This is a genomic window from Azospirillum sp. A1-3 (assembly GCF_023806445.1).
In the GTDB taxonomy this organism is placed as follows: Bacteria; Pseudomonadota; Alphaproteobacteria; order Azospirillales; family Azospirillaceae; genus Azospirillum.
Genome location: NZ_JAMSLU010000008.1, coordinates 93,916 through 117,194, shown reverse-complemented (window position 1 = coordinate 117,194; position 23,279 = coordinate 93,916). Strand labels below are relative to the sequence as shown.

15 protein-coding genes are annotated in these 23,279 nt (G+C 68.2%); 10 read left to right on the top strand and 5 right to left on the bottom strand.

Going from position 1 to position 23,279, the window contains the following annotated elements; translation table 11 throughout:
- The first annotated feature begins 314 nt into the window (after positions 1–314).
- Positions 315–1,121 (top strand): DUF2076 domain-containing protein, encoded by an 807-nt coding sequence (locus M5E06_RS33555; RefSeq protein WP_252141972.1) that lies wholly within the window; start codon positions 315–317, stop codon positions 1,119–1,121.
- Positions 1,122–1,136: 15 nt separating this feature from the next.
- Here M5E06_RS33555 and M5E06_RS33550 read toward each other — a convergent pair whose 3' ends face one another.
- From M5E06_RS33550 to M5E06_RS33540, 3 genes are read right to left on the bottom strand one after another with little or no spacing between them, the layout of a single operon-like run.
- Positions 1,137–2,267, bottom strand: a complete 1,131-nt coding sequence (locus M5E06_RS33550; protein WP_252141971.1) for a response regulator — start codon at positions 2,265–2,267, stop codon at positions 1,137–1,139.
- Entirely contained in the window at positions 2,264–6,172 is a 3,909-nt protein-coding gene (locus M5E06_RS33545) for a PAS domain S-box protein (protein ID WP_252141970.1), read from the bottom strand. The genes M5E06_RS33550 and M5E06_RS33545 overlap by 4 nt, the downstream gene beginning before the upstream one ends.
- 4 nt (positions 6,173–6,176) lie before the next feature.
- Entirely contained in the window at positions 6,177–7,319 is a 1,143-nt protein-coding gene (locus M5E06_RS33540; protein ID WP_252141969.1) for an FIST signal transduction protein, read from the bottom strand.
- 334 nt (positions 7,320–7,653) lie between these two features.
- Here M5E06_RS33540 and M5E06_RS33535 point away from each other — a divergent pair, with 334 nt between their 5' ends.
- On the top strand, positions 7,654–10,290 hold the full coding sequence (locus M5E06_RS33535) for a methyl-accepting chemotaxis protein (protein ID WP_252141968.1): 2,637 nt from the start codon (positions 7,654–7,656) through the stop codon (positions 10,288–10,290).
- Between the two features lie 83 nt (positions 10,291–10,373).
- On the opposite strand, the gene M5E06_RS33530 is transcribed toward M5E06_RS33535, so the two are convergent.
- Both M5E06_RS33530 and ppc read right to left on the bottom strand, forming a co-directional pair.
- Positions 10,374–10,571 (bottom strand): hypothetical protein, encoded by a 198-nt coding sequence (locus M5E06_RS33530; protein ID WP_252141967.1) that lies wholly within the window; start codon positions 10,569–10,571, stop codon positions 10,374–10,376.
- Between the two features lie 281 nt (positions 10,572–10,852).
- On the bottom strand, positions 10,853–13,624 hold the full coding sequence (ppc, locus tag M5E06_RS33525; RefSeq protein ID WP_252141966.1) for a phosphoenolpyruvate carboxylase: 2,772 nt from the start codon (positions 13,622–13,624) through the stop codon (positions 10,853–10,855).
- 463 nt (positions 13,625–14,087) lie between these two features.
- Between ppc and M5E06_RS33520 the strand changes: the two genes are divergently transcribed.
- From M5E06_RS33520 to M5E06_RS33485, 8 genes are all read left to right on the top strand, one after another.
- Entirely contained in the window at positions 14,088–15,278 is a 1,191-nt protein-coding gene (locus M5E06_RS33520) for an extracellular solute-binding protein (RefSeq protein ID WP_109151088.1), read from the top strand.
- Between the two features lie 101 nt (positions 15,279–15,379).
- Positions 15,380–16,447 (top strand): ABC transporter ATP-binding protein, encoded by a 1,068-nt coding sequence (locus M5E06_RS33515; protein WP_252141965.1) that lies wholly within the window; start codon positions 15,380–15,382, stop codon positions 16,445–16,447.
- Positions 16,444–17,346, top strand: a complete 903-nt coding sequence (locus M5E06_RS33510; RefSeq protein WP_109151090.1) for an ABC transporter permease — start codon at positions 16,444–16,446, stop codon at positions 17,344–17,346. The genes M5E06_RS33515 and M5E06_RS33510 overlap by 4 nt, the downstream gene beginning before the upstream one ends.
- 12 nt (positions 17,347–17,358) lie before the next feature.
- A complete protein-coding gene (locus M5E06_RS33505; protein ID WP_252141964.1) occupies positions 17,359–18,192 on the top strand; it encodes an ABC transporter permease in 834 nt (277 codons plus the stop codon).
- 284 nt (positions 18,193–18,476) lie between these two features.
- Positions 18,477–19,235 carry a GntR family transcriptional regulator gene (locus tag M5E06_RS33500; protein WP_136702328.1) on the top strand — a complete coding sequence of 253 codons (759 nt, stop codon included), beginning with the start codon at positions 18,477–18,479 and terminating at the stop codon, positions 19,233–19,235.
- 182 nt (positions 19,236–19,417) lie between these two features.
- Complete coding sequence (locus M5E06_RS33495) at positions 19,418–20,932, top strand: mannitol dehydrogenase family protein (protein ID WP_252141963.1); 1,515 nt, start codon at positions 19,418–19,420, stop codon at positions 20,930–20,932.
- A 39-nt stretch (positions 20,933–20,971) separates the two neighbouring features.
- The gene (locus tag M5E06_RS33490; RefSeq protein ID WP_252141962.1) at positions 20,972–22,000 is read left to right on the top strand and encodes a Zn-dependent oxidoreductase; all 1,029 of its coding nucleotides are present in this window, start codon (positions 20,972–20,974) and stop codon (positions 21,998–22,000) included.
- Positions 22,001–22,070: 70 nt separating this feature from the next.
- A complete protein-coding gene (locus M5E06_RS33485) occupies positions 22,071–23,096 on the top strand; it encodes a TRAP transporter substrate-binding protein (protein ID WP_252141961.1) in 1,026 nt (341 codons plus the stop codon).
- Positions 23,097–23,279: the final 183 nt, after the last annotated feature.

Here is a 23,279-nt window from a genome sequence, read left to right as displayed (position 1 = left end):
CCTGGAAAAAGGCACCCCCGTCAATGTCATATGTTAAGCTGGTGACGCCATAGCCGATATAGCCGCCTCTATTCCCACAATGGTCAGGCCAACAGTCCGGCGTCTGAAGAACCGCGTTCGGAATGTTCGGCAAGTTGCTGGCGCGATTGCGTGATGTTGCAGATATTCTGAAACGAAACGACCAAGGCCGCGTCGGGCGGCAGAATGGTCTTCGCGAGCGGGGCCGCCCAACTGGGGACTTGTCCGGTGGGGGATGGTGACTCCACATCAAGGGGTGGCACCCCTTGCGACGGGCGCCATGTTAGGAGACGCCGATGACCCCCGAGGAACGCACGCTTCTGTCCGACCTGTTCCGCCGCCTGCGCGAGGTGGAAACGCAGCAGCAATCCCAGCCGCGCGATGCCGAAGCGGAGGACTTCATCCGCCGGTCGGTCCAGGACCAGCCGCTGTCGTCCTATTACTTGGCGCAGACGGTGCTGGTGCAGCAGCAGGCGCTGACCGCAGCCCAGACCCGGATCGAGGAGCTGGAGCGGCAACTGCGCGACCGCCCGGCCCAGCCGGCGCAATCCGGCGGCAGCTTCCTGTCGAACGCGCTCGGCATCGGCCGCAGCCCCTGGGGACGTGGGGCCGAACCTCCCGCTGCCCCGTCCTATCCGCAGCCGCCTCAAGGACAGCCGCCCCAGGGACAGCCGGTTGCCGGCCGCAGCCCCTGGAGTGCCGCGCCGGGTGCCGCCTATCCGCAGCAGCCATATAGCCCTCCCCCCTTCCCGCAGCCGGGCATGGCTCCGCGCGGCGGCGGGTTTTTCGCCGGTGCGGCGCAGACCGCGGCGGGGGTGGCCGGCGGCATGCTGGCGGCAAGCGCCATCTCCTCCCTGCTGCACCATTCGCCCGGCCCCTTCGGCACGGCGATGGCCCAGCCCCTGGGCGGCGAGACGATCAACGAGACCGTGATCAACAACAACTATTACGGCGACGACCAGGGACCGCAGGGCGACACGGCGCCGGATGCGGCGCAGGACGCGTCCTACGACCCCGATCCGCCGCCGGCCGACGATGCATCATACGACGATTCGTCCTTCGACGACGGTGGCAGCGGTGGTGGGGACGATTCCTGGATTTAGCGGGGGACCGCGCCGTCACACCTCGTCGCTGTAGCGGCTGGCGATGTCCATGAACTCGTCCTCCAGCGCGGTGAAGGCAGCGACCACGGCGGGGTCGAAATGGCTGCCGCTGCCTTCGCGGATGATCGCCGCCGCCTTCTCGTGCGGGAAGGGCGGCTTGTAGCAGCGGCGGCTGATCAGCGCGTCGTATACGTCGGCGACCGCCATCAGCCGGGCCGACAGCGGGATCGCCTCCCCCGCCAGTCCCTGGGGATAGCCGGTGCCGTCCCAGCGCTCGTGGTGGCCGTGCGCGATCTCCCGCGCGATGCGCAGGAAGGAGCTTTCGCCGGCCAACGCGATCTCGGCCTGCCCTTCGGCGGCGAAGATGGCGTCGTGGCCCAGCGCGGCGTGGGTCTTCATCACATGGAATTCGTCATCGCTGAGCTTGCCCGGCTTCAGCAGGATCGAATCCGGGATGCCGACCTTGCCGACATCGTGCAGCGGCGCCGATTTGTAGAGCAGCTCGATGGTTTCCTCGTCCAGCCGGCCGGCATAGCGCGGATCGCGGCTGAGATGGAGGGCGAGCGCCAGCACATAGTTCTGGGTCCGGCGGATGTGGTTGCCGGTCTCGTTGTCGCGGGTTTCCGCCAGCGAGGCCATGGCGCGGATGGTGGCGTCCTGGGCGCGCAGCAAGTCGCGCGTGCGCTCCGCCACCCGGTCCTCCAGCTGGCGGTTCTGGTCGGCGAGCGCGCGCCGCGCCTCGCGCAGGGCGATGTGGGTGCGAACCCGCGCCAGCACCACCGGCGGCGAGATCGGCTTGGTGATGTAGTCGACGGCCCCGACCTCGAACCCGCGGGTCTCGTCATGGACCTGCCCCATGGCGGTGATGAAGATCACCGGGACCTCGCGGGTGCGGGCATCCTCCTTCAGTTTCCGGCAGACCTCCACCCCATCCATGCCCGGCATCATCACGTCCAGCAGGATCAGGTCGGGCAAAGGGTCGCCGGCCAGACGGGCGAGCGCCTGCGGCCCGTCCTTCGCCACGATCAGGCCATAGCTGTCGCGCAGCAGGTCGGCCATCACCTTCAGGTTGATCGGCTCGTCGTCGACGACCAGGATGCGCGGCTTGTCGCCGTTCGGCAGGGCAACCGGGTTCGGCAGGCTCATGTCGCGGTCTCTCTCCAGTCACGCAGGCGGTCGCGCAGTTCGGTCAGGGCGGTGGCCGCGTCGTCGAAATCGAAGGCGCCGGCATGGCGGTTCACCCGCTCCGCCATTTGCGCCACAGGGCTGCCGGTCAGCAGGCGGGCGAGCGCATCGGCCAGATCGCCCGCCTCCGGGTCGCCGGCGATCAGCAGACCGCCCAGCCGGTCGGCCAGCGGCAGGGCGGCCCGCAGCAGGTCGCGCGGAAGCCCGGCCGCCGAGGATGGCGGTGCCATCGGCGACTCCGCTGCCGGGACGCTGTCCGCCGCCGGCCGGCCGAGGGTGCCGATCCCCTCCACCACCAGCGCGAGGGCGTCGGCCAGCCGGTCGAGCACGCCGTCCTCCAGGACCGGCGGCACCGTCATCGCGCCGGCCTCGATCCGCCCGGCCAGGGCGGACAGGTCCATGGCGCCGACCGTGGCCGCGGTGCCCTTCAGCGTGTGGGACAGTCGCAGCACGTCCTTCCAGCGCTCCTCCCGCACCGCGGCGGCCAGGCGCACGGCCTCCCCCTCGTGGATGGCGGCGAAATCGGTCAGGATTCGGCGCAGCAGGGCGAGGTTGCCGTTCACGTTGCGCCGGGCGACGGCAAGGTCGAGCGCCGGCAGGCTGTCGGGCAGCGCCGGGGCGGCCGACACGGCTGCGGCCGGCATCGCGACCGTTCCGGCTGCGGCACCCCCGATCCCGCGCACCGGCTTCAGCCAGCGGGCGAGCGCCGCATACAGCGTGTCCGGATCGATCGGCTTGGAGACATGGTCGTTCATGCCGGAATCGAGGCAGCGTTCGCGGTCGCCGGCCATGGCGTGGGCGGTCATGGCGATGATCGGCAGGCTCGACAGCTCCAGGTCGCGGCGGATCAGCCGCGTCGTCTCATAGCCGTCGAGCCCCGGCATCTGCACGTCCATCAGCACGAGGTCGAACTTCACCTCGCGCAGGCACTGCAGGGCCTCCTCGCCGCTGCCGACCACGGTCGCCTCGATGCCGACCAGTTCCAACAGGCCGCAGGCGACCTGCTGGTTGACCGGATTGTCCTCCACCAGCAGAACGCTGCGCCCGACCAGTGCCGAAAGCTCCGTCGACTGGGTGGGGTCGTTCGCCCGGCGTGCGGTATCGGCGGGCCGGGCCGCCCCGCCCAGCGCCATCATCACCGAATCGAACATGGCGGAGGGCGTCACCGGCTTTTCCAGCACGGCGGTGACCGCGCCCAGCGCACCGTCCAGCGCCCCTTGCACCCCATCGGCGCCATAGGCGGTGGTCATCACCACCGGCGGCTGGGCACCGGGCAGCGTGCGCAGACGGCGCAGCGTCTCCACCCCGTCGAGGTCCGGCATGCGCCAGTCCAGCACCACCAGCTCCACCGCCGGCTTCGCCCCGGCCTGCCCCTCCTCCAGCCGGCGCAGCGCCGACCAGCCGTCGCCGACCGATTCCACGGTCAGACCGAAGCGTTCCAGCATGTCGGTCAGGATGGAGCGCACGGCGTCGCTGTCGTCCACCACCAGAACCCGGCGTTCCATCAGGTCGCGCGGCAGCCGGTCGTCGGCGGTGTCGCCGGCCGCGACCCGGCAGCGGATGGCGAAGCGGAAGATGCTGCCTTCCCCCGGCCGGCTTTCCACCGACACGCCGCCGCCCATCAGCTCCACCAGTTGCCGGCAGATCGCCAGCCCCAGCCCGGTGCCGCCGAAGCGCCGCGTGGTGGAGCTGTCGGCCTGGGTAAAAGGGCGGAACAGCGCAGCCGCCTGTTCCGGCGACATGCCGATGCCGGTGTCGCAGACCTCCACCTCCAGCCGGTAATCGTCGCCGGTGCCGATGCGCCCGTCCACCGTCACCACCACCTCGCCCCGCTCCGTGAACTTCACGGCGTTGGAGACGAGGTTGAGAATCACCTGCCCCAGCCTCAGCGGGTCGCCGACCAGCGCTCCCGGCACGCCGCCATGCAGGTCGACGATCAGCTCCAGCCCCTTTTCCCGCACCTTGGGCAGGACGACCGTCGCCACCTCCTGCAGCACGTCGCCGATGTGGAAGGGGATCGCCTCGATCGTCAGCTTTCCGGCCTCGACCTTCGAGAAGTCGAGGATGTCGTTGATGATGCCGAGCAGGCTGCGCGAGGAGGCGTGGATCTTGTCCAGATAGTCGCGCTGACGCGGCGTCAGCTCCGTCTTCATCATCAGATGGCTGAGCCCGATCACCGCGTTCATCGGCGTGCGGATCTCGTGGCTCATGTTGGCCAGGAAGTCGCTCTTCTGCCGGTTGGCGCGGTCGGCCTCCTCCTTGGCGCGGGCCAGCTCGTCCTCGGTCCGCTTGCGGTCGGTCACGTCCTTGTGGATGCCGGTGATGCGGGTGGGCAGGCCGTCCGCATCGCGCTCCGTCACCTTGCCGGCCGACAGGATCCAGACCCAGGCGCCGGACTTGTGGCGCATGCGGAACTCGACCTCGTAGACCGCGGCGCGGCCGGCCACATGCTCCTCCAGCGTCGCCAGCACGCGCTCCCGGTCGCCCTCGTGCAGCAGCCCGAGCCAGGTGGAGCCGTTGCCGGGAAGCTCGCCGGGGGCATAGCCCAGCATGCCGAGCCAGCGGTCGGAGAAATAGGCGTGACCCGTCACCGGGTTCCAGTCCCACAGCCCGGTGTTGGAGGCGTCGAGCGCCACCGTCAGCCGCTCCTCGCTTTCCTGCAGGGCCGTCAGTATGCGCTGGCGTTCGGTGATGTCCTGGAAGACGGTGACGGAACCGACGATGCGGCCATCCTCGCGCAGCGGCACCGCGGTGATGGCGATGGGGAAGATGGTGCCGTCGCGCCGGACGAAATGGTCGGTTTCCGAACGATGGATCTCGCCACGCCGGACGGTGTTCAGCACCGCGCAGTCCGCGCCGGAGACCTGCTGCCCCTGTCCATCCATGTAGTGGACGGCGTCATGCAGGGTGATGCCGCGCAGATCCGCCAACGACCAGCCGAGCAGACGTTCGGCTTCCGGATTCAGGAAGGTGCAGAAGCCGTTGCGGTCCAGCGAGAAGACGCCCTCGCCCATGCTGTCGGTGATGCTCTGCAGGAAGCGCCGGCTGTCCTCAAGCTCCGCCTCCATCCGCTTGCGCTCGGTGATGTCGGTGCGGATGGCGATGTACTGGTGCGGCTGGCCGTCGGCGGTCAGCAGCGGGACGATGGTCGCCGCGACCCAATACTCCTCGCCCGCTTTGGTGCGGTTGCAGATCTCGCCGTGCCAGACCTGCCCGTCCATGACGGTGTGCCACATCTCCGCGAAGAAGCCGGAGGGGTGGCGGCCGGAACTGACGATGCGGTGCGACCGGCCCAGCAACTCCTCGCGGCTGAAGCCGCTGATCTGGCAGAACTTGTCGTTGGCGTAGGTGATGATGCCGCGGTGGTCGGTGATGCTGACGATCGCATGCTGGTCGAGCGCGAATTTCTGCTGCTCCAGCGCCCGAAGCGCCGCCGACCGCTCCTCCACCAGCGCCGCCATAAGCTGGCTCAGCCGTTCCAGGCTGTCGGTTGGGCTGCTGTCGGCGGAATCCGGCAGTTCGGGGCGGCCGTCTGCCCGCAGCAGGCTGTTGGCGATGCCGCGCAGCCGGCGGATGGCATGGGCCTGGGCCGCCGCCTCGCGCCGCAGCCGCTCGTTGGTGTCTGCCAACTCCTCCGAACTCAGCTGCAGGCTGCGCGCCCTGAGCGTCAGGTCGCGGTCGGCCTGCTCATAGCTCTGGCCGATGCGGGCGAACAGCGCCGGCAGCGAGTCCAGCATCCGCGCCGCGTCGGCCGACAGGCCGGGGGTGCCGGCGAGCGCCTTCAGCTCGGTCAGGACGGAGTCCGCCGCCTCGGCGGTCGGCAGGCCCAGCACCCGCTTGAACTGGCTTTGCAGCAGGCGGTGCATGCGGTCAGCGTTCCGTCAGCAGGGCGACCGTCATCGTCTGGTTGTGCAGCCGGCAATCGACCAGATCGCGCATCGGCCCGATCTCCCCATAAGAATAGAAGCCGGCCAGTACGGCGCCGGGCCCCATACGGTCCGCCACCGCCTGCACCTCCTCCTCCACCCGGTCGCCCATCACCAGCTTGCGCCCGACGCAGCTGACCAGAAGGGCGAGCCGGTCGCCCTGCGCTCCGCCCCCTCCCTCGCTGCCGGCCGCAGCAATGGCGCCGGCCTGCTCCGCTCCGTCGACCAGCCCGTCGGTGCTGGCGTGCATCAGCCGCAGGAAGAAGCCCTCCTCCACCGTGCCGGCCAGGATCAGGCCGCCGGCCGCCTCGTCGATGCCGAGGATGGTGCGGATCAGCCCGACCGAATCATGGTTGCCGTTCAGCAGTTCGAACGGAAACAGCAAGCCCGACGCCGGCAGGTCGCGGGCATAGTCGCCGAGATAGCGCTTGTAGACGTTCAGCGCCGGCTCGCCGTCCAACTGGAGCAGCAGGTTGCCGACGGCCTTCGTCACCTTGCGAGCCGGCCCGAACGGTTCCCATCCGCCGACGGAGCCGAGGCCGAGATGCAGGCTTCTGCCGTAAAATCCGACCGCCACCGCCCGGCTGTCGGACACGCCGGACGGCCCCAGCACCAGCGTGCGGACGAAGGCGCCGCCGTCGCCGGCCAGCCCGCCCGACACCGGAAGACCCGCCGGCAGGCGCGAGGACAGCCCGTCGATCAACGCGCTGCCGTTCACGCCGACGCCGCGGGCGAACAGCAGAACCCCTGACAATCCGGGCCGGGCGGCAAGCGCCTTTCCCAGCACTTCCCCCGCCTGCTGGCTGTCGGCGGCGGAGGCGATGTCGGCCTCGACCGCGACCGCATCGCCGCCACGGTCGAAGCGGATGGCGGTGACGGTGCAGGACCCGTCGAGCACGGCGTCGCCGGCGATCTCGCCCGCCGTGCTGCATCCGGCGATCACCGCGCCGGGGAATGCGGAGGCCAACCGGGCGGCGAGGTCCGGGCCGTCGAAGATGTCGAAGGAACCGAACACCAGGACGAGATCGGCCGGTTGCGGAGCCAGCTCCGCCGCCGGAGGTGCGAACGCCGCCTGCCAGACCCGCATGCCACTCCCCCTCGCCGATGATTTCCGGGGCAGACTATCACGCGGCCGGAGTCGGGGAGAGGCCCTATAACGTTCGGGGGTGGCGGATGGTCATAATGACGCACGCCGCATCAGCCGTCGGGTGGTCGTAACCCAAAATGGCTAGAACCCGGAATGGCGGAAAATGAGAGTTCCTCCGTAAGGATCTGTCAACCACACTGCGGTATGGTTGGTCTGCCAAGCAGTGCGGATCGGTGCCAATCTCCGGGAGTGGGGGAGCGGTCTGCGGCCGGCAGGAACGAACAAAACGGGCAAAAAGCCCGATCTGACGCATTTTCCGGGGAGCAGGACGCATATGACGATGGACGCGCGCGACGACACCACGAGGACGAACCGCCAGGACGGCACCCCACGCAGCAGACGGATGGGGGTACGCGGCAAGCTTCTGCTCGCATTCGCCGGTATGGCCGGCATGACGGTCGCCGCCAGCATCGTCGGGCTGACGTCCTTCTCGGCGGTGGAACGGCCGCTGACGCAGATCGTTGGCACCGGCCTGCCGGAGATGGAACTGGCCAAGCGCCTGTCGGGCGAAAGCAGCGGCATCGCCGCCGCCGCCCCGGTGCTGGCCGCGGCGGAAAGCCAGAGCGAGCGCGAGCGCGTCTATGGCGAGATCATGGGCAACGGCAAGGCGCTGGGCGCCCTGGTGGAGGAACTGGCCTCCCACCGGTCCGGCGACCCGCGGATCGGCGAGCTGCGCAGCAAGACCGAAGGGCTGATCGCCACGCTGGAGCATGGCAACGCCGCGGCCAACCAGCGCCTGTCCGTCCGCGGCACGCGCGAGGCGATGGCCGTCGATCTGGCGAAATCCTACGACGCTTTCCTGTCCAACCTCGCTCCGCTGACCGAGCGGGCTGGCGCCACCCTCCGCAGCAAGGGCGAGACGCTGGACAACAGCACCGAGCGCGACATGAACGCGCTGGGCGACGCCGTCCGCTCCCTGATCACCATGTTTGAAGTGCGCGGCGACCTGGGCGTGGCGTCGGAGTCCCTGACCCGCGCCGGGAGTGCGGAGACCGCCTTCGCCGTCACCCAGCACCAGCAGAGCTATCTGGAAGCGGCCGCCCGTATCGTCAGCGCCACCGCGCAGATCGGCAGCCGCCTGAGCAAGGAGGCCTCCGACGGTCTCGACGCCTTCTTCCAGCTGGGCGACGGCGCCACCGGCATCTTCGACATGCGCCGCAAGGCCCTGGAACTGCCGATCGGCAGCGCCGAACGGGAAGCCCTGCGCCAGAAGACGGCCGATGTCCTGGCCGACGCCGCACGCCGGCAGGCGTCCCTGCTGGAGCAGATGGAATCGCCGTTGATGCGGCTGAAGGCGGAAATCAAGCTGTCGAGCGTCAATGTCCGCTCGCAGACCCGCGATTCCATGCAGGATCTGCTGGGCGACGGGCTGGCCCGTTTCCGCAGCTATCTGGAGTTGTCGACCTACGCCGCCGCCACCGTCGGCGCGCTGAACGAGGCGACGCAGGCACCCAGCGCCGAACGGCTGACGATGCTGGAAACCCGTTTCACCACCGCCGCCAAGGCGATGGAGGAGCGGCTGAAGGCGCTGCAGGTCACCGGCGACGACGGGCTGCCGAAGCTGGTCAAGAGCGCCGAGGTCCTGGCCGGATTCGGCAAGGGCGACACCAGCCTGTTCAAGCTGCGCCGCTCCGAACTCGCCGCCGCCGAAGAGAACGTGAAGGTCCTGGCGGAGAATCGCCAGATCGCCCGGCAGTTCGCCGGCATGATCGACGACCAGATCTCCGCGATGAAGCAGGAGGCGGACACCGCAGCCGCCGGGGCGACCGATGCGCTGTCGGCCGGCCGCAAGATGCTGATCCTGTTCGCGGTCGCCAGCCTGATCGGTGCCGCCGCTCTCGCGTGGTTCGTCGTCGGCCGCAACATCGTCGCGCGCATCAGCCAGCTGTCCGATGCCATGCGGGCGATCGCCGCCGGAAACCTGAACGCGCCTATCCCCGCTGCCGGTTCCGACGAGATCGGCGACATGACCCGGGCCCTGATGGTCTTCCGCGACACCGCCAACGAGGCGAGCGCCGCCAACGCCCGTGCCGAGGCGGAGCGCAGCCGTGCTGCCGGCGAACGCCGCCGCGCCATGGTCGAGATGGCGGAGAATTTCGAGAGCAGCGTGCGCGGCGTGCTCGACCGCGTCGCCCGCGCCGCCGGCGAGATGCAGGACATGGCCCAGCGCATGAGCCGCAACGCCGAGGCCACCACCGGCGAGGCGGCCACCGCCGCCAGCACCTCGCAGCAGGCCGAAGGCAGCGTCAAGGCGGTGGCTGCGGCGACGGAGGAGTTGTCGGCTTCGATCCAGGAGATCGGCAGCCAGGTCCACGCCTCCAGCCAGATCGCCCGCAAGGCGGCGACCGAGGCCGAACGCACCGACCGCACGGTGGAGGGGCTGTCGCAATCCGCCAACAAGATCGGCGAAGTGGTGCAACTCATCAACGACATCGCCAGCCAGACCAACCTGCTGGCGTTGAACGCGACGATCGAGGCCGCCCGCGCCGGGGAGGCCGGCAAGGGCTTCGCCGTCGTGGCGTCGGAGGTCAAGAGCCTCGCCAACCAGACCGGCAAGGCGACGGAGGAGATCTCCAGCCAGATCCAGGCGATGCAGTCGGTGACTCAGGAGGCGGTGGATGCCATCCGCTCCATCGCCGGCACCATCCGCGAGATCAACGAGATCGCCGCCACCGTCGCCGCGGCGGTCGAGCAGCAGAGTGCCGCCACCCGCGAGATCGCCCGCAATGTGGGCGAGGCCGCCGACGGCACCCAGCATGTCCGCCGCAACATCGATTCCGTCGCCCGCGCCGCCGCGGAATCCGGCGAATCCGCCACCCGCGTGCTGACCGCCTCCTCCACCGTCGCCGACGAGGTGCGGTCGCTGGGGTCCCAGGTCGACGGCCTGGTCAACCGCATGCGGGCGGGCTGACCGGTCCTCAGAAGCGATAGGCCACAAAAAGAAAGCCCCTCTCCTTTACCGGAGAGGGGCTTTCTTTATGCCAAGACGGTCGCTCAGCGGCGACGCGGCTCCACCATGATCGGCCGCCAGATCACCGCGGCGCCGGCACCGGCGCCACAGGCGCCGCCGCAGAATTCCTCGTGTGTATCGGTGGCGCCGCCCTGGGTGCTGGGGGTGCCGCCCTGGGTGTTGATGCCGGCCCGCGCCTGTTGCTGCTGGGCCATCTGCTGCTGCTGGGATTGAGTGGTCATACCATTTCTCCTCTCGGGGAGGCATGGGGTATCAAAATATTCAGAGGCGATCAACTTGGATTTTCGGCTGATATCTCGTGACTTATTTTGGCCAGCCCCCAAGAACCGCCGCTTGTTTTGCGCTGCCGAAGAGTTGATCGTGCACCGCACAAGAAAAGGGCAAGTCGGACCAAGCCCTTCGTCTGCAAACAAAATGCGCCCTTCCTCGCGGTGGAGGAAAGGCGCGTTCGTGGGCAACGCTACGGCGGAAAGCCGCGCGGTGGTGCGGTGCAGTAAAGCGGTCAGCCGCTGTTGCGCAGACCGGCGGCGATACCGTTGATGGTCAGATGGATGCCGCGGGCGATCTGCTCGCCACTGTCGCTGGTGCGGTGGCGCTTCAGCAACTCGACCTGGACATGGTTCAGCGGGTCCAGATAGGGGAAGCGGTTGCGGATCGACCGCGCCAGCAGCGGGTTGTTCTCAAGCAGGGCCGTCTGGCCGGTGATCGCCAGCAGCGCGTCGATGCTGTCCTGCCACTCCGCCCGGATGCGGGAGAAGATGGCGTCGCGCAGCGCCGGGTCCGACACCAGCCCGGCATAGCGCGACGCAATGGCGATGTTCGACTTGGACAGCACCATGTCCATGTTGGACAGCAGCGTGCTGAAGAAGCCCCAGTCGCGGTGCATGGCGCGCAGCCGTTCCATCCCGTCGGGATGCTGGGCCAGATACGCCTTCACTGCCGATCCGAAGCCGTACCAGCCCGGCAGCATCAGGCGGCATTGCGCCCAGCTGAACACCCAGGGGATGGCGCGCAGATCCTCGATGCTGGTCGACTTCTTGCGCGACGCCGGACGGCTGCCGATGTTCAGGTTGGCGATCTCGCCGATCACCGTCGATTCCCAGAAATACTTCTCGAAGCCCTCGGTGTCGTAAACCAGCCCGCGATAGGCCTTGAAGGCGTGCTCCGACAGCTCTTCCATGGTCTGGAGGAACTGATCAGAACAGGGGGCGGCCGATTCCGGGTGCAGCAGCGTGGCTTCCAATGTCGCCGCGGCAAGCGTTTCCAGGTTGCGGCGGCCGACTTCCGGGTTGGAATATTTGCCGGCGATGACCTCGCCCTGTTCGGTGATGCGGATGGCGCCCTGCACGGCACCGGCCGGTTGGGCGAGGATCGCCTGATAGCTGGGGCCGCCGCCGCGGCCGACCGAACCGCCGCGGCCGTGGAACAGCCGCAGCCGCACGCCATGCTTGGCGAACACCTCGACCAGTGCGATCTCGGCCTTGTACAGCTCCCAGCCTGAAGTGAGGAAACCGCCGTCCTTGTTGCTGTCCGAATAGCCGAGCATCACCTCCTGCAGGTTGCCGCGGCTCTCCAGGAAGCGCCGGTAGGTCGGGATCGACAGCAGCCGGTCCATGGTGACGGCGCAGTTGCGCAGATCGCCGATGGTCTCGAACAGCGGCGCGATGTTCAGGTCCAGCGCCTTTTCCTTCGGCCGCAGCAGCCCGGCTTCCTTCAGCAGGACGGCGACCTCAAGGATGTCCGACACGCCGTCGGTCTTGGAGATGACGCAGTTCACCACCGCATCGGCGCCGAAGCGGGCGCGGGATTCGGCGGCGGTGCGCAGGATGTCCAGTTCGGACCCGGTCTCCTCCGAATAATCGGCGTAGCGCGAGGCGAGCGGACGGTTGGTTTCGAGCTCCCGCACCAGCAGTTCGATCCGTTCGTCCTCCGACAGCGTCTTGTAATCCACGCCGACGTCGGCGAAGGACAGCAGTTCCGCCACGGACCGCTCATGCACGTCGGAGTTCTGGCGCAGGTCGATGCTGGCCAGATGGAAACCGAACAGGTCCACCGCGCGTCGCAGGTGGCGCAGCCGGCCCTTGGCGAGTGCGGCCGAACCGTTGACGGTCAGCGAGCGGTCGATGATGTCGAGGTCGGCGCGGAACTCCGCCGGGGTCAGGTAGGGCGGTGCGTCGCCCACGGCGTGGCGCGGCGCCTCCAGCCCGTCCAGCGTCCGCAGGGTCGCGGCGACCCGCGCATAGAGGCCGGAAATGGCGCGGCGGTACGGCTCCAGCTTGCGGTGCGGCGAGGGATCGGGCGAGCGTTCGGCCAACTGGCGCAGCGGCTCCGACACGTCGATGACGCGGGTGCTCAGCGACAGCTCCGACCCCAGCGTGTGCAGTTCATCCAGATAGAATTGCAGGGCGCGGGTGCTCTGCATCCGCATCGCCTGCCGCAGGACGGGGGCGGTGACGAAGGGGTTGCCATCGCGGTCGCCGCCGATCCAGCTGCCCATGCGCAGGAAGGACGGCAGCTCCGTCGTCGCCCAGGACGGGTCGGTCTTGCGCAGATGGTCTTCCAGCTGAGCGTAGAAGCGCGGCATCTCGCGCAGGAAGGTGTAGTCGTAGAAGGTCAGGCCGTTCGCCACCTCGTCGGTTACCGCCAGCTTGGTGGCGCGCAGGATCGCGGTCTGCCACAGCGTCAGCACGGCGCGCTGGAGCGATTCGAGGTTGGTCTCCTCCTCCTCCGGCGTCATCGGCCCGTGGTCGCGCTCCGCCAGCAGGTTGGCGACCGCCATCTGCACGGTCAGGATGCTCTTGCGCTGCACCTCGGTCGGGTGGGCGGTCAGCACCGGGCTGACCAGCGCGCCGTCGAAGAACTCCTTCAGCTGCTGGGTGGTGACGCCGGCCTTCGTCGCCTCGTCCAGCGCGTGGGCCATCGTGCCTTCGCGCGGGGCCGACCCGGCGAGCGCATGGGCGCGGGTGCGGCGGATGTGGTGCTGGTCCTCGGCGATGTTGGCGAGGTGCGAGAAGAAGCTGTAGGCCCGCACCACCCGCGCCGTCTGCGGCGGCGACAGGCTGTTCAGGATCGCCTCCAGCTCCTTGCGGGCGCCCTGGTCCTCTTCACGGTGGAAGCGGATGGAGGTCTGGCGGATCCGCTCGACGATGTCGAACACCGCCTCCCCCTCCTGGCTGCGGACGGTGTCGCCCAGGATGCGCCCCAGCAGGCGGATATCTTCGCGGAGCGGCTGGTCCTTCGTCTCGGAACTTTCCTGCAGCAGGATGGCGGACATGGGCGACGGTTTCCTGGTCGAGGATTGACGGATACGGGTCGATGCGCGAACGCTGGATACTTGAATGGGGATGATCAAAGTCCGGGCAGGAGAATCCCCCTGCACGCGAAGTGGTCAGACCATCGGCGACAGCATGCCCATTCTGTCAGAAGTTTCAACCGTCCGTGTGCTGGTGCGAAATGATTTCCATAATTCGCAGCGCTGAGAAATGCGACGTCGCATAAGGGCATGCGCATAGGCCCGCCCGGTCTCCCAGCCTCCTGCGCAAAATCGCATGCGCGCGGCACTACCATACAAGTTTCGGCTTGCGGGCGCCCGGCTACCATACTAGCATTTGGACGGGTTACGAATTATCCGCATCTTCCGCTACATCGATCGCAGTCCGGCCGGGCCCCTGGTGCGCCGGCCGCTTCCAGCTTGCCGGCCACACCCAAAAAATGCCTTGAACGGGAGGGACCTTCCAATGATCGACCTCGGGATTTCGAGACGCGGCTTCCTTGCGGCCTCCGCCGGCACCGCCGGTTTGCTGGCTGCCGGCCGTCCGGTTTTCGCGGCCTTGCAGAAGCCGGCGAGCCCGGTCACGCTGAACGTGGTGGATGTCGCCGGCAATCTGGCGCTGACCCAGAAGGCGATCGAGAACTACCGCAAGGCCAAGCCCGACTGGGCCTCGCGCATCGTCTTCTCCAAGGCGCCGGCGCCGGAACTTCCCGGCAAGCTGAAGGCGCAGCAGGACGCCAACCGGGTCGACATCGATCTGGTGCTTACCGGCACCGACGTGCTGTCGGCCGGCATCGACCAGAAGCTGTGGATCAATTTGCTGCCGGATCGCGCCGGTGACCTGCCGAAGCTGTCCGACATCTATCTGGAGCCCGCCGCCCGCATGCAGGGTCTCGCCGAAGGCCAGGGGGTCGTCGTCACCTACTACCCGTCGGGCCCGCTGTTCGAATATGCGCCGGAACGGGTGAAGCAGGTGCCGAAGACGGCGGCGGAGCTGCTGTCCTGGGCGAAGGCCAACCCGAAGCGCTTCGCCTATGCCCGCCCAGCCAATTCCGGTCCCGGCCGCACCTTCCTGATGGGGCTGCCCTACATCCTGGGCGACAAGGATCCCAAGGATCCCGTCAATGGCTGGGAGAAGACCTGGGCTTACCTGCGCGAACTGGGCGAGACCATCGAGGCCTATCCGGCCGGCACCACCCCGACCATGAAGGCGCTGGGCGAAGGGTCGCTCGACATCATCGTCTCGACCACCGGCTGGGACATCAACCCGCGGGTGCTCGGCGTGGTGCCGAAGTCGGCCGAGGTTTTCGCGGTGGAGAATTTCCGCTGGGTCGCCGACGCCCATTACATGTGCATCCCCAAGGGCGTGTCGGCGGAAAAGTTGGCCGTCATCCTGGACCTGATGAATCACCTGCTGACCCCGGCGCAGCAGGCCTACACCTATGACGAGGGCTATTTCTATCCCGGCCCGGCGGTGAAGGGCGTGACGCTCGCCATGGCGCCGAAGGAAAGCCAGGACGCCATCGCCGAGTTCGGCCGCCCGTCCTACGACAAGCTGATCGCCGACCACCCCATCGAACTGCCGCTCGCCGCCGACAAGCTGGTCCAGGCCTTCCGCCGCTGGGACGAGGAGATCGGCGCGCGCAAGGGCAAGTGACAGCGTTCCAGCTGACGACAGCGCCCCATTCGCAAGCCCTCTCCCGGGGCGGGAGAGGGCGCAAACTGCGACAGCGCTCCATCCAGCCACAGGACCCCGGAATGAACGTCGGACCCACCACCTTCAAGCAACTGCACCTTCAGGGAGTGAGGCGGGAGTTCGACGCCTTCACGGCGCTGAAAGGGCTGGACCTCACCATCGAGCGAGGCGAGTTCATCGCCCTGCTCGGCCCCTCGGGCTGCGGCAAGACCACCGCGCTGAACTGCATCGCCGGGCTGCTGCCCGTCAGCGGCGGACGCATCATGCTGGATGACCGCCGGGTCGACGTGCTGCGGCCGGAAGAGCGCGGCTTCGGCATGGTCTTCCAGAATTACGCCCTGTTCCCGCACATGACCGTGCGCAAGAACATCGGTTTCGGCCTGCGCATGCGCGGCGTTCCGAAGCCGGAACTGGAAAAGCGCGTCGACGCCGCACTGGCGGCGGTGCGCCTGGAATCCCAGGCGGAGAAGCTGCCCGGCCAGCTGTCGGGCGGCCAGCAGCAGCGCGTCGCCATCGCCCGCGCCATCGTGGTCGAACCGCCGCTGGTGCTGATGGACGAGCCGCTCTCCAATCTGGACGCCAAGCTGCGGCTGGAGATGCGCCAGGAAATCCGCCGAATCCACCAGTCGCTCGGCTCCACCACCATCTACGTCACCCACGACCAGGAAGAGGCGCTGTCGCTGGCCGACCGCATCGTCGTGCTGCGCGACGGCGCCATCCGGCAGGTCGGCACCCCGGCGGAACTTTACGCCCTGCCCGCCCATCTCGACGTCGCCGACTTCATGGGTTTCCGCAACCGCGTCAATGGCGAACTGGTCGGGATGGAGGGCGAGGATGCCCTGCTCGACATCGAAGGCACGGTGATCCGCGGCCGGATGCGGGCCGCCTCCGCCGGCAAGGCGGCCGTCGCGGCGATCCGCCCCGACGATCTTGAGCCGACCGGCACCGACAGCGGCATTCCGGTGCGGGTGGAGGCGGTGGAGTATCGTGGCCGTGGCTTCCACGGCGTCGGCGTTACCGCGTCGGGGACGGAGCTGCATTTCGCCTCCCCTTATCCGCTGCAGCGGGGCGCCGCCATCCGGCTCGGCGCCGAGGCCGGCCGCGTGCTGGTGTTCGGTGACGCGCGATGAGCGCCGTCATGGAAGGCCGCGCCGAAGGCCCGACCCTGCGCCAGCGGCTGGCCGCCCGCGGCATCGACGGGGCGACCCTGCTGGTGCTGCCCTGCGTGGCGCTGATCCTGGGGCTGTTCATCTACCCGTTCCTGTACGGGCTGATGCTGTCCTTCGAGCCGAAGGACGGGTCGCTGTTCGGCAACTATGCCAGATTCTTCAGCGATCCGTTCCTCTACGGCACCATCTTCAAGACGCTGCGGCTGGCTTTCCCGGTGACGCTGCTGAACCTGCTGATCGCGATCCCCATCGCCTTCCGGGTGCGGCTGATGCGGCGCCAGCGGCTGCTGACCACCCTGCTGGTGCTGCCGATCACGCTCGGCACCGTGCTGGTCGCCGAAGGCATGCTGTTCTATTTCGGGCCGCAGGGCTGGTTCAACCGGGTCCTGATGGCGGTCGGGCTGCTGTCCACCCCGATTTCGGTGCTGAACGGCTATTGGGGCGTCTTCATCTCGCTGGTGCTGACCGGCTTCCCCTTCACCTTCCTGCTGACGCTGTCCTACGTCACCGGCATCGACCCGTCGCTGGAGAATGCGGCGGCGACGCTCGGCGCCGGGCCGGCCGCCCGCTTCCGTGAGGTCTTCCTGCCGCTGCTGATCCCCGGCCTCGCTATCACCTTCTGCCTGTCCTTCGTCCAGGCCTACTCGGTGCTGCCGTCGGCGGTGCTGGTCGGCGATCCGGCCAACGCCACGCGCGTCATCTCCATCGCCGCCTATCAGGCCGCGTTCGAGGAGTACGACTACTCCATGGCCTCGGCCATCGCGATGATCATGGGGGCGGTCCAATTGCTGGTGGTCGTGGCGGTTCTCGGCTGCCGCTCGCTGTTCTACCGCGGCCCCGCCGCGGGCGCCAAAGGCTGAGGAGAGGCGGCAATGCAGAAATCCATCATGTCCCGCCTGTGGGTCTTCGCCGTCTGGGCGGTGATCGGGCTGTTCCTTATCAATCTGATGGGGCTGATCGCCTCGGTGCTGACTTCTTCGGTGGCGACGCGCTGGCTCGGCACCTTGATCCCGGCGGGCTTCACCACCCGCTGGTATTTCGCCGCCTGGGACGAGTTCCAGCTGGGCGACGTGCTGTGGGTCACCTTCCAGGCGGTCGGGGCTGTGGTCCTGCTGTCCGGCCTGCTCGGTGTCCCGGCCGCCTATGCGCTGGCGCGGCGCGAATTCCCGGCCAAGCGGGCGGTGATGCTGCTTCTGCTTCTGCCCCTTCTGGTTCCGCCGATCACCTACGGCATCCCGCTGGCGACGGTGCTGTACAAGGCGGGATTGGGCGGCACGCTGACCGGCGTCATCCTGGCCAATCTGGTGCCCACCGTGCCCTTCGTGGTGCTGGTGATGATCCCCTTCATCGAGCAGATCGATCCCCGCACCGAGGCGGCCGCCCGCGTCTTCGGGGCCAACATCTTCCAGATGTTTGTCCATGTGCTGGTGCCGATGCTGATGCCGGGCGTGCTGGCGGCGCTGCTGCTGGTGCTGGTGCGGACCATCGGCATGTTCGAGCTGACCTTCCTGGTCTCCGGGCCCGGCAGCCAGACGCTGGTGGTGGCGCTTTACTACGCGGTGTTCGCCTCCGGCGTGCGGGCGGTGCAGTCGATCGACGCCATGGCGGTCATCTATATGGCCACCACGCTGGTCTGGCTGATCGTCGCCCTGCGCTTCGTCAACCCGACCCAGATCGTCGGCCGCGGCAAGCGTCCCGCAGCGTAAGCTCGGGGTTACGGCCCGGCTCCACTCAAGACCATGATGCCGGCATCATGGTCTTGCAGTCGGTCCCCACAATTTCCGTCGGCACAGGCCGACGGTTTATTTGTGGAACTCTGGTAGGGACTGTTTGGCGGGAAAGAGCTTTCGTTGGCAAATCCGCACCTTGCCAAGTCGGGGCGGCGGGAAATACTCTTGCCGCCGGCTTGGTATGGTAGTATCCTGATAGACCAGATATTCGCTCCGGTCCTTCGGGCCGGTTTCGAGGCGCCATAAACCATGACGTGCCGATGCTGAACAAGATCGACGTGGAATCCGGCGAACCGATCGCGCGGCGCGTGTACCGGGTGCTGCGCCAAGCCATCGTGACGATGCAGTTCCGTCCCGGTCAAGCCCTGTCCGAGCAGGAGATCGCCGACCAGCTCGGCGTCAGCCGCCAGCCGGTGCGCGAAGCCTTCATCAAGCTGAGCGAGTCGGGACTGCTGACCATCCGGCCGCAACGCGGGACCTTCGTCGTCAAGATCTCGGTCAAGCAGGTACTCGACGCCCGTTTCGTGCGCGAGGCGGTGGAGACTGCCGTGGTGCGCAAGGCCTGCGAAACCATCACGCCGGCCGGTATCGCCGAACTGCGCGACAACCTGAAGGCCCAGTGGGACATCGCCGACGAACCGGTTCCCGTGCGTTTCCTGGAACTGGACGAGGCCTTCCACCGGACCATCGCCATCGGGGCGGAGTGCGAGTATGCGTGGCGCATCGTCGAGGAGACGAAGGCCCAGATGGACCGCGTCCGCTATCTCAGCGTTCCTTACGCCACGCCGATCCGCCGGCTGATCTCGCAGCATCAGGCGGTGGTCGAGGCCATCGTCGCCCGCGACCCCGTCAAGGCGGAGGCGGCGATGGGGCTGCATCTGCGCGAGATCCTGACCTCCCTGCCCGAGTTGGAGGGCAAGTTCCCCGACCTGTTCACCCTGGATGACGCCGCGCCTCCGCCGCCCCAGAAGGCGGCCTCCCGAAATGCGGGCCGCGCGAGGGTTGCCGGAGCGCGCTGATCGGCCCAGCTTTAAGGGGATGGTGAGGGGCGGTCCGGCATGGTTCGCCCGTCTCCATCGACGGCGCGGTCGGGGAGATCAGTTCGCCCAGGGAACAATCCGGATTGCCCTTCTCCGAGTCCTGTGACATACTACCATACAAGAATGTGAGCCCGCAGCTCACCAGGAAGGAAACAGTTCCCATGCAAACGCCCGCATCGTCCTCTTCTCCTTCCGGTGCCCCGTCCCGGCGCCTCGACGCCTCCACACTGGCGACCCTGCCGGCGGCGGTGGCGCGGCCTGGTTACGACCGCAGGGATCTGGAGATCGGCATCGTCCATCTCGGCGTCGGCGCCTTCCAGCGCGCCCATCAGGCGGCCTATACCGACGCGCTGCTGGAGACGCAGTTCGGGGCGTGGGGCATCGCCGGGGTCAGCCTGCGCAGCCCCGACACCCGCGACGCGCTGGAACCGCAGGATGGGCTCTACACCGTCGCCGTGCGCGACGCGGACGGTGAGCGGCTGCGGGTGATCGGCTGCCTGCTGGAACTGCTGGTGGCGCATGAGGATCCGGAAGCGGTGCTGGAGCGGATGTGCCGCCCGTCGGTGCGCATCGTCACCCTGACGGTGACGGAGAAGGGCTATTGCCACGACCCGGCGACCGGGGCGCTGAACGAGGACCATCCCGACATCCGCCACGACCTGGACAATCCGGCCAAGCCGCGCACCGCCATCGGCTTCCTGGCCGAGGCGCTGTCCCGCCGCCGCGCCGCCGGGCTGCCGCCCTTCACCGTGCTGAGCTGCGACAACCTGCCGAGCAACGGCGACACCGTCGCCGGCATCCTGCGCCGCTTCGCCGAGCTGCGCGGTGCCGATTTCGGCGTCTGGGTGGCGGAGTCCGTCGCCTGCCCCAACAGCATGGTCGACCGCATCGTTCCGGCCACCACCGAGGCCGACCGTGCCCGCGTGTCCCAGTCTCTGGGCGTGCAGGACGCTTGGCCGGTGGTGACGGAGCCCTTCACCCAGTGGGTGGTCGAGGACCGCTTCCCCGCCGGTCGCCCGGCCTGGGAGACGGTGGGGGTCGAACTGGTCGCCGACGTCCACCCCTATGAGACGATGAAGCTGCGGCTGCTGAACGGCAGCCACTCGACCATCGCCTATCTGGGATATCTGGCGGGCTATGAGACGGTGTCGGACACCATGGCCGATCCCGTCTTCGCCACGCTGGTCCGCAACCTGATGGACCGCGAGACCGGGCCGACGCTGCACATGCCTCCCGGTGCGGATATGAAACAGTACAAGGACGCGCTGATCGCCCGCTTCCGCAATCCGGCGCTGCGCCACCGCACCTGGCAGATCGCCATGGACGGCACGCAGAAGCTGCCGCAGCGGCTGCTGAACCCGATCCGCGACCGGTTGGCCGCCGGCCTCTCCATCGACCGGCTGGCCTTGGCCGTCGCCGCCTGGATGCGCTACGTCGCCGGCACCGACGAGGCCGGCAAGCCCATCGACGTGCGCGACCCGCTGGCCGCGAAGCTGGCGGAGATCGCCGCATCCACCGCCGGCGACCCCGACCGGCTGGCCGAGGCTCTGTTCGGTCTGGCCGCAGTGTTTGGCGAAGATCTGCCGCGCGACCCGCGCTTCACCGGCCCGGTCACCGCCGCGCTCAACCGGCTGTTCGCCGAGGGTGCCCGCGCCGTGGTTGCCGCCACCGCCTGACCCCGCTTCACAGCATCATCTTCTTTAGGGAGTGTTCCCGTGGTTGCCCTGACCGTCGAAAAGCCGCATGTGCTGGCGCTCCGCCCCGAAAACGCCCCGGATGCCGGGCCGGTCAAGGCCGGAGAGGTGCTGGTCCGCGTCCGGCGCGCCGGGATCTGCGGGTCGGACCTGCACATCTACCACGGCTCCAACCCCTTCGCGGTCTATCCCCGCGTCATCGGCCACGAGTTCGCCGGCACGGTCGAGGCGGTGGGCGACGGCGTGGGCAATGTCGCGGTCGGCGACCATGTGGTGGTCGATCCGGTGGTGTCCTGCGGCCGCTGCTACGCCTGCCGCGCCGGGCGGACCAATGTCTGCGCCAATCTGGAGGTGTTCGGCGTCCATCGCGACGGCGGGTTCCGCAACCATGTCGTGGTGCCGGCAGCCAACGCCATCAAGGTGCGCTCCGACCTGCCCTTCTCGCTTGCCGCACTGGCGGAGCCGCTGTCCATCGCCGCGAACGTGCTGTCGCGCACCGGCATCGGCGCCGACGACACTCTGCTGGTCTATGGCGCCGGGACGGTGGGGCTGACGGTGGTGCAGGTCGCCAAGCTGCACGGCGCCCGCTGCATCGTCGCCGACCTGGACGACAAGCGGCTGGAGCGGGCGAAGGAGTTCGGCGCCGACGTCGTCCTCAACTCGTCGCGCGTGTCGGTGCCCGACGCGGTGCGCGACGAGAATGACGGGCTAGGGCCCACGGTTGTGATCGACGGCGCCGGCGTCCCGGCCCTGCTGGAGGAGGCCTGCCGCCTCGCCAGCCCGGCGGCGCGCATCGGCCTGCTGGGCTTCTCCCCCGCCCCCTGCAACGTCAGCCAGCAGGAGATCGTGAAGAAGGAGCTGACCCTGGTCGGTTCACGCCTGAACCGCCGCCTGCTGCCGCAGGTCATCGACTGGCTGGAGAGCGGCAAGCTGCAGCCGGCGGCGATGATCACCCAGGTCTTCCCGATCGCCGACGCGGCGAGCGCCTTCGCCCTGATCGAGACCGACCCGTCCAGCACGATCAAGGTCCAGCTCGACTTCGAAGGCTGACCGCCCGGCAAACGGCATCCACCAGCGAACAATGGCGGACCTGATCCGCCCATAACGGAGGAACACCAGGATGAACAGCAAGACCCCGATCTCCCGCCGCACGCTGGCGAAAAGCATCGGCCTCGGCGCCGGCATCGCCGCCGGTGCGACGCTGCTGGGCGGCATCGCCGCGCCGGCCATCGTTCGCGCCCAGGCCAAGACGACGCTGAAGCTCGGCCACCTCGCCAACGAGGACAATGTCTGGCACAAGGCCTCGCTGGTCTTCGCCGAGGAAGTCGCCAAGCGCACCAACGGCGCGGTCGAGGTCAAGGTGTTCCCCAACGAGCAGCTCGGCAAGGAAACCGACCTGATCAAGGGCATCCAGCTCGGCACCATCGATTTCACCATCACCGGTGAGTCGCTGCAGAACTGGGCGCCGGCCGCGGCGCTGCTGGCGGTTCCCTATGCCATCCGCGATCTCGACCATCTCGACAAGGTCGTCACCGGCGAGCCGGGCAAGAAGATCGCCGACGCCATCGAGCAGAAGACCCAGCTGATCCCGCTGACCTACTTCGCCCGCGGCCCGCGCAACCTGACCAGCAAGCGCCCGATCAAGTCGCCGGACGAGCTGAACGGCCTGAAGATGCGCGTCCCCAACGTGCCGCTGTTCGTGTCCTTCTGGCAGGGGCTGGGCGCCAAGCCGACGCCGATGGCCTTCTCGGAGGTCTTCACCGGCCTGCAGAACGATACCATCGAGGCGCAGGAGAACCCGCTGGCCCTCATCAAGTCGGCGAGCTTCTACGAGGTCCAGAAATACGTGAACCTGACGGAGCACGTCATCAGCTGGATCTATCTGGTTGGCGGGTCGAAGAAGCTGAACAAGATGCCGGCCGAGCAGCGCACCGCGATCATGGAAGCCGCCAAGGCCGCCCAGGCCGCCGAACGCAAGCTGTTCATCGAGGACGAGACCAAGCTGGCGGCCGACCTGAAGGCCAAGGGCATGGAATTCATCACTGTCGACAAGGCCGCCTTCGCCGAGAAGGGCCGCCCGGCCGTCGTCGCGGCGCTGTCGCCGGAGATCAAGCCGATCTACGACGAAATCCTCGCGGTGAAGTGAGGGGGAAGACCCTAGCCCTCTCCCGTCCCGGGAGTTATCCCCTCTCCCCCCCGGGGAGAGGGTTAGGGTGAGGGGGTCGCGCGGCGAGGATTCTCGAGAATCCACCCATGTGCATCCCCCTCACCCCGACCCTCTCCCCGGGGGGGAGAGGGAGATTGGGAGCAGTGCGCCCCCCCAAACCGC

Excerpts from the sequence above, each read along its gene's own strand:
- M5E06_RS33555 (WP_252141972.1), top strand. The coding sequence starts at position 315 with ATGACCCCCGAGGAACGCACGCTTCTGTCCGACCTGTTCCGCCGCCTG.
- M5E06_RS33550 (WP_252141971.1), bottom strand. The coding sequence starts at position 2,267 with ATGAGCCTGCCGAACCCGGTTGCCCTGCCGAACGGCGACAAGCCGCGC.
- M5E06_RS33545 (WP_252141970.1), bottom strand. The coding sequence starts at position 6,172 with ATGCACCGCCTGCTGCAAAGCCAGTTCAAGCGGGTGCTGGGCCTGCCG.
- M5E06_RS33540 (WP_252141969.1), bottom strand. The coding sequence starts at position 7,319 with ATGCGGGTCTGGCAGGCGGCGTTCGCACCTCCGGCGGCGGAGCTGGCT.
- M5E06_RS33535 (WP_252141968.1), top strand. The coding sequence starts at position 7,654 with ATGACGATGGACGCGCGCGACGACACCACGAGGACGAACCGCCAGGAC.
- M5E06_RS33530 (WP_252141967.1), bottom strand. The coding sequence starts at position 10,571 with ATGACCACTCAATCCCAGCAGCAGCAGATGGCCCAGCAGCAACAGGCG.
- ppc (WP_252141966.1), bottom strand. The coding sequence starts at position 13,624 with ATGTCCGCCATCCTGCTGCAGGAAAGTTCCGAGACGAAGGACCAGCCG.
- M5E06_RS33520 (WP_109151088.1), top strand. The coding sequence starts at position 14,088 with ATGATCGACCTCGGGATTTCGAGACGCGGCTTCCTTGCGGCCTCCGCC.
- M5E06_RS33515 (WP_252141965.1), top strand. The coding sequence starts at position 15,380 with ATGAACGTCGGACCCACCACCTTCAAGCAACTGCACCTTCAGGGAGTG.
- M5E06_RS33510 (WP_109151090.1), top strand. The coding sequence starts at position 16,444 with ATGAGCGCCGTCATGGAAGGCCGCGCCGAAGGCCCGACCCTGCGCCAG.
- M5E06_RS33505 (WP_252141964.1), top strand. The coding sequence starts at position 17,359 with ATGCAGAAATCCATCATGTCCCGCCTGTGGGTCTTCGCCGTCTGGGCG.
- M5E06_RS33500 (WP_136702328.1), top strand. The coding sequence starts at position 18,477 with ATGCTGAACAAGATCGACGTGGAATCCGGCGAACCGATCGCGCGGCGC.
- M5E06_RS33495 (WP_252141963.1), top strand. The coding sequence starts at position 19,418 with ATGCAAACGCCCGCATCGTCCTCTTCTCCTTCCGGTGCCCCGTCCCGG.
- M5E06_RS33485 (WP_252141961.1), top strand. The coding sequence starts at position 22,071 with ATGAACAGCAAGACCCCGATCTCCCGCCGCACGCTGGCGAAAAGCATC.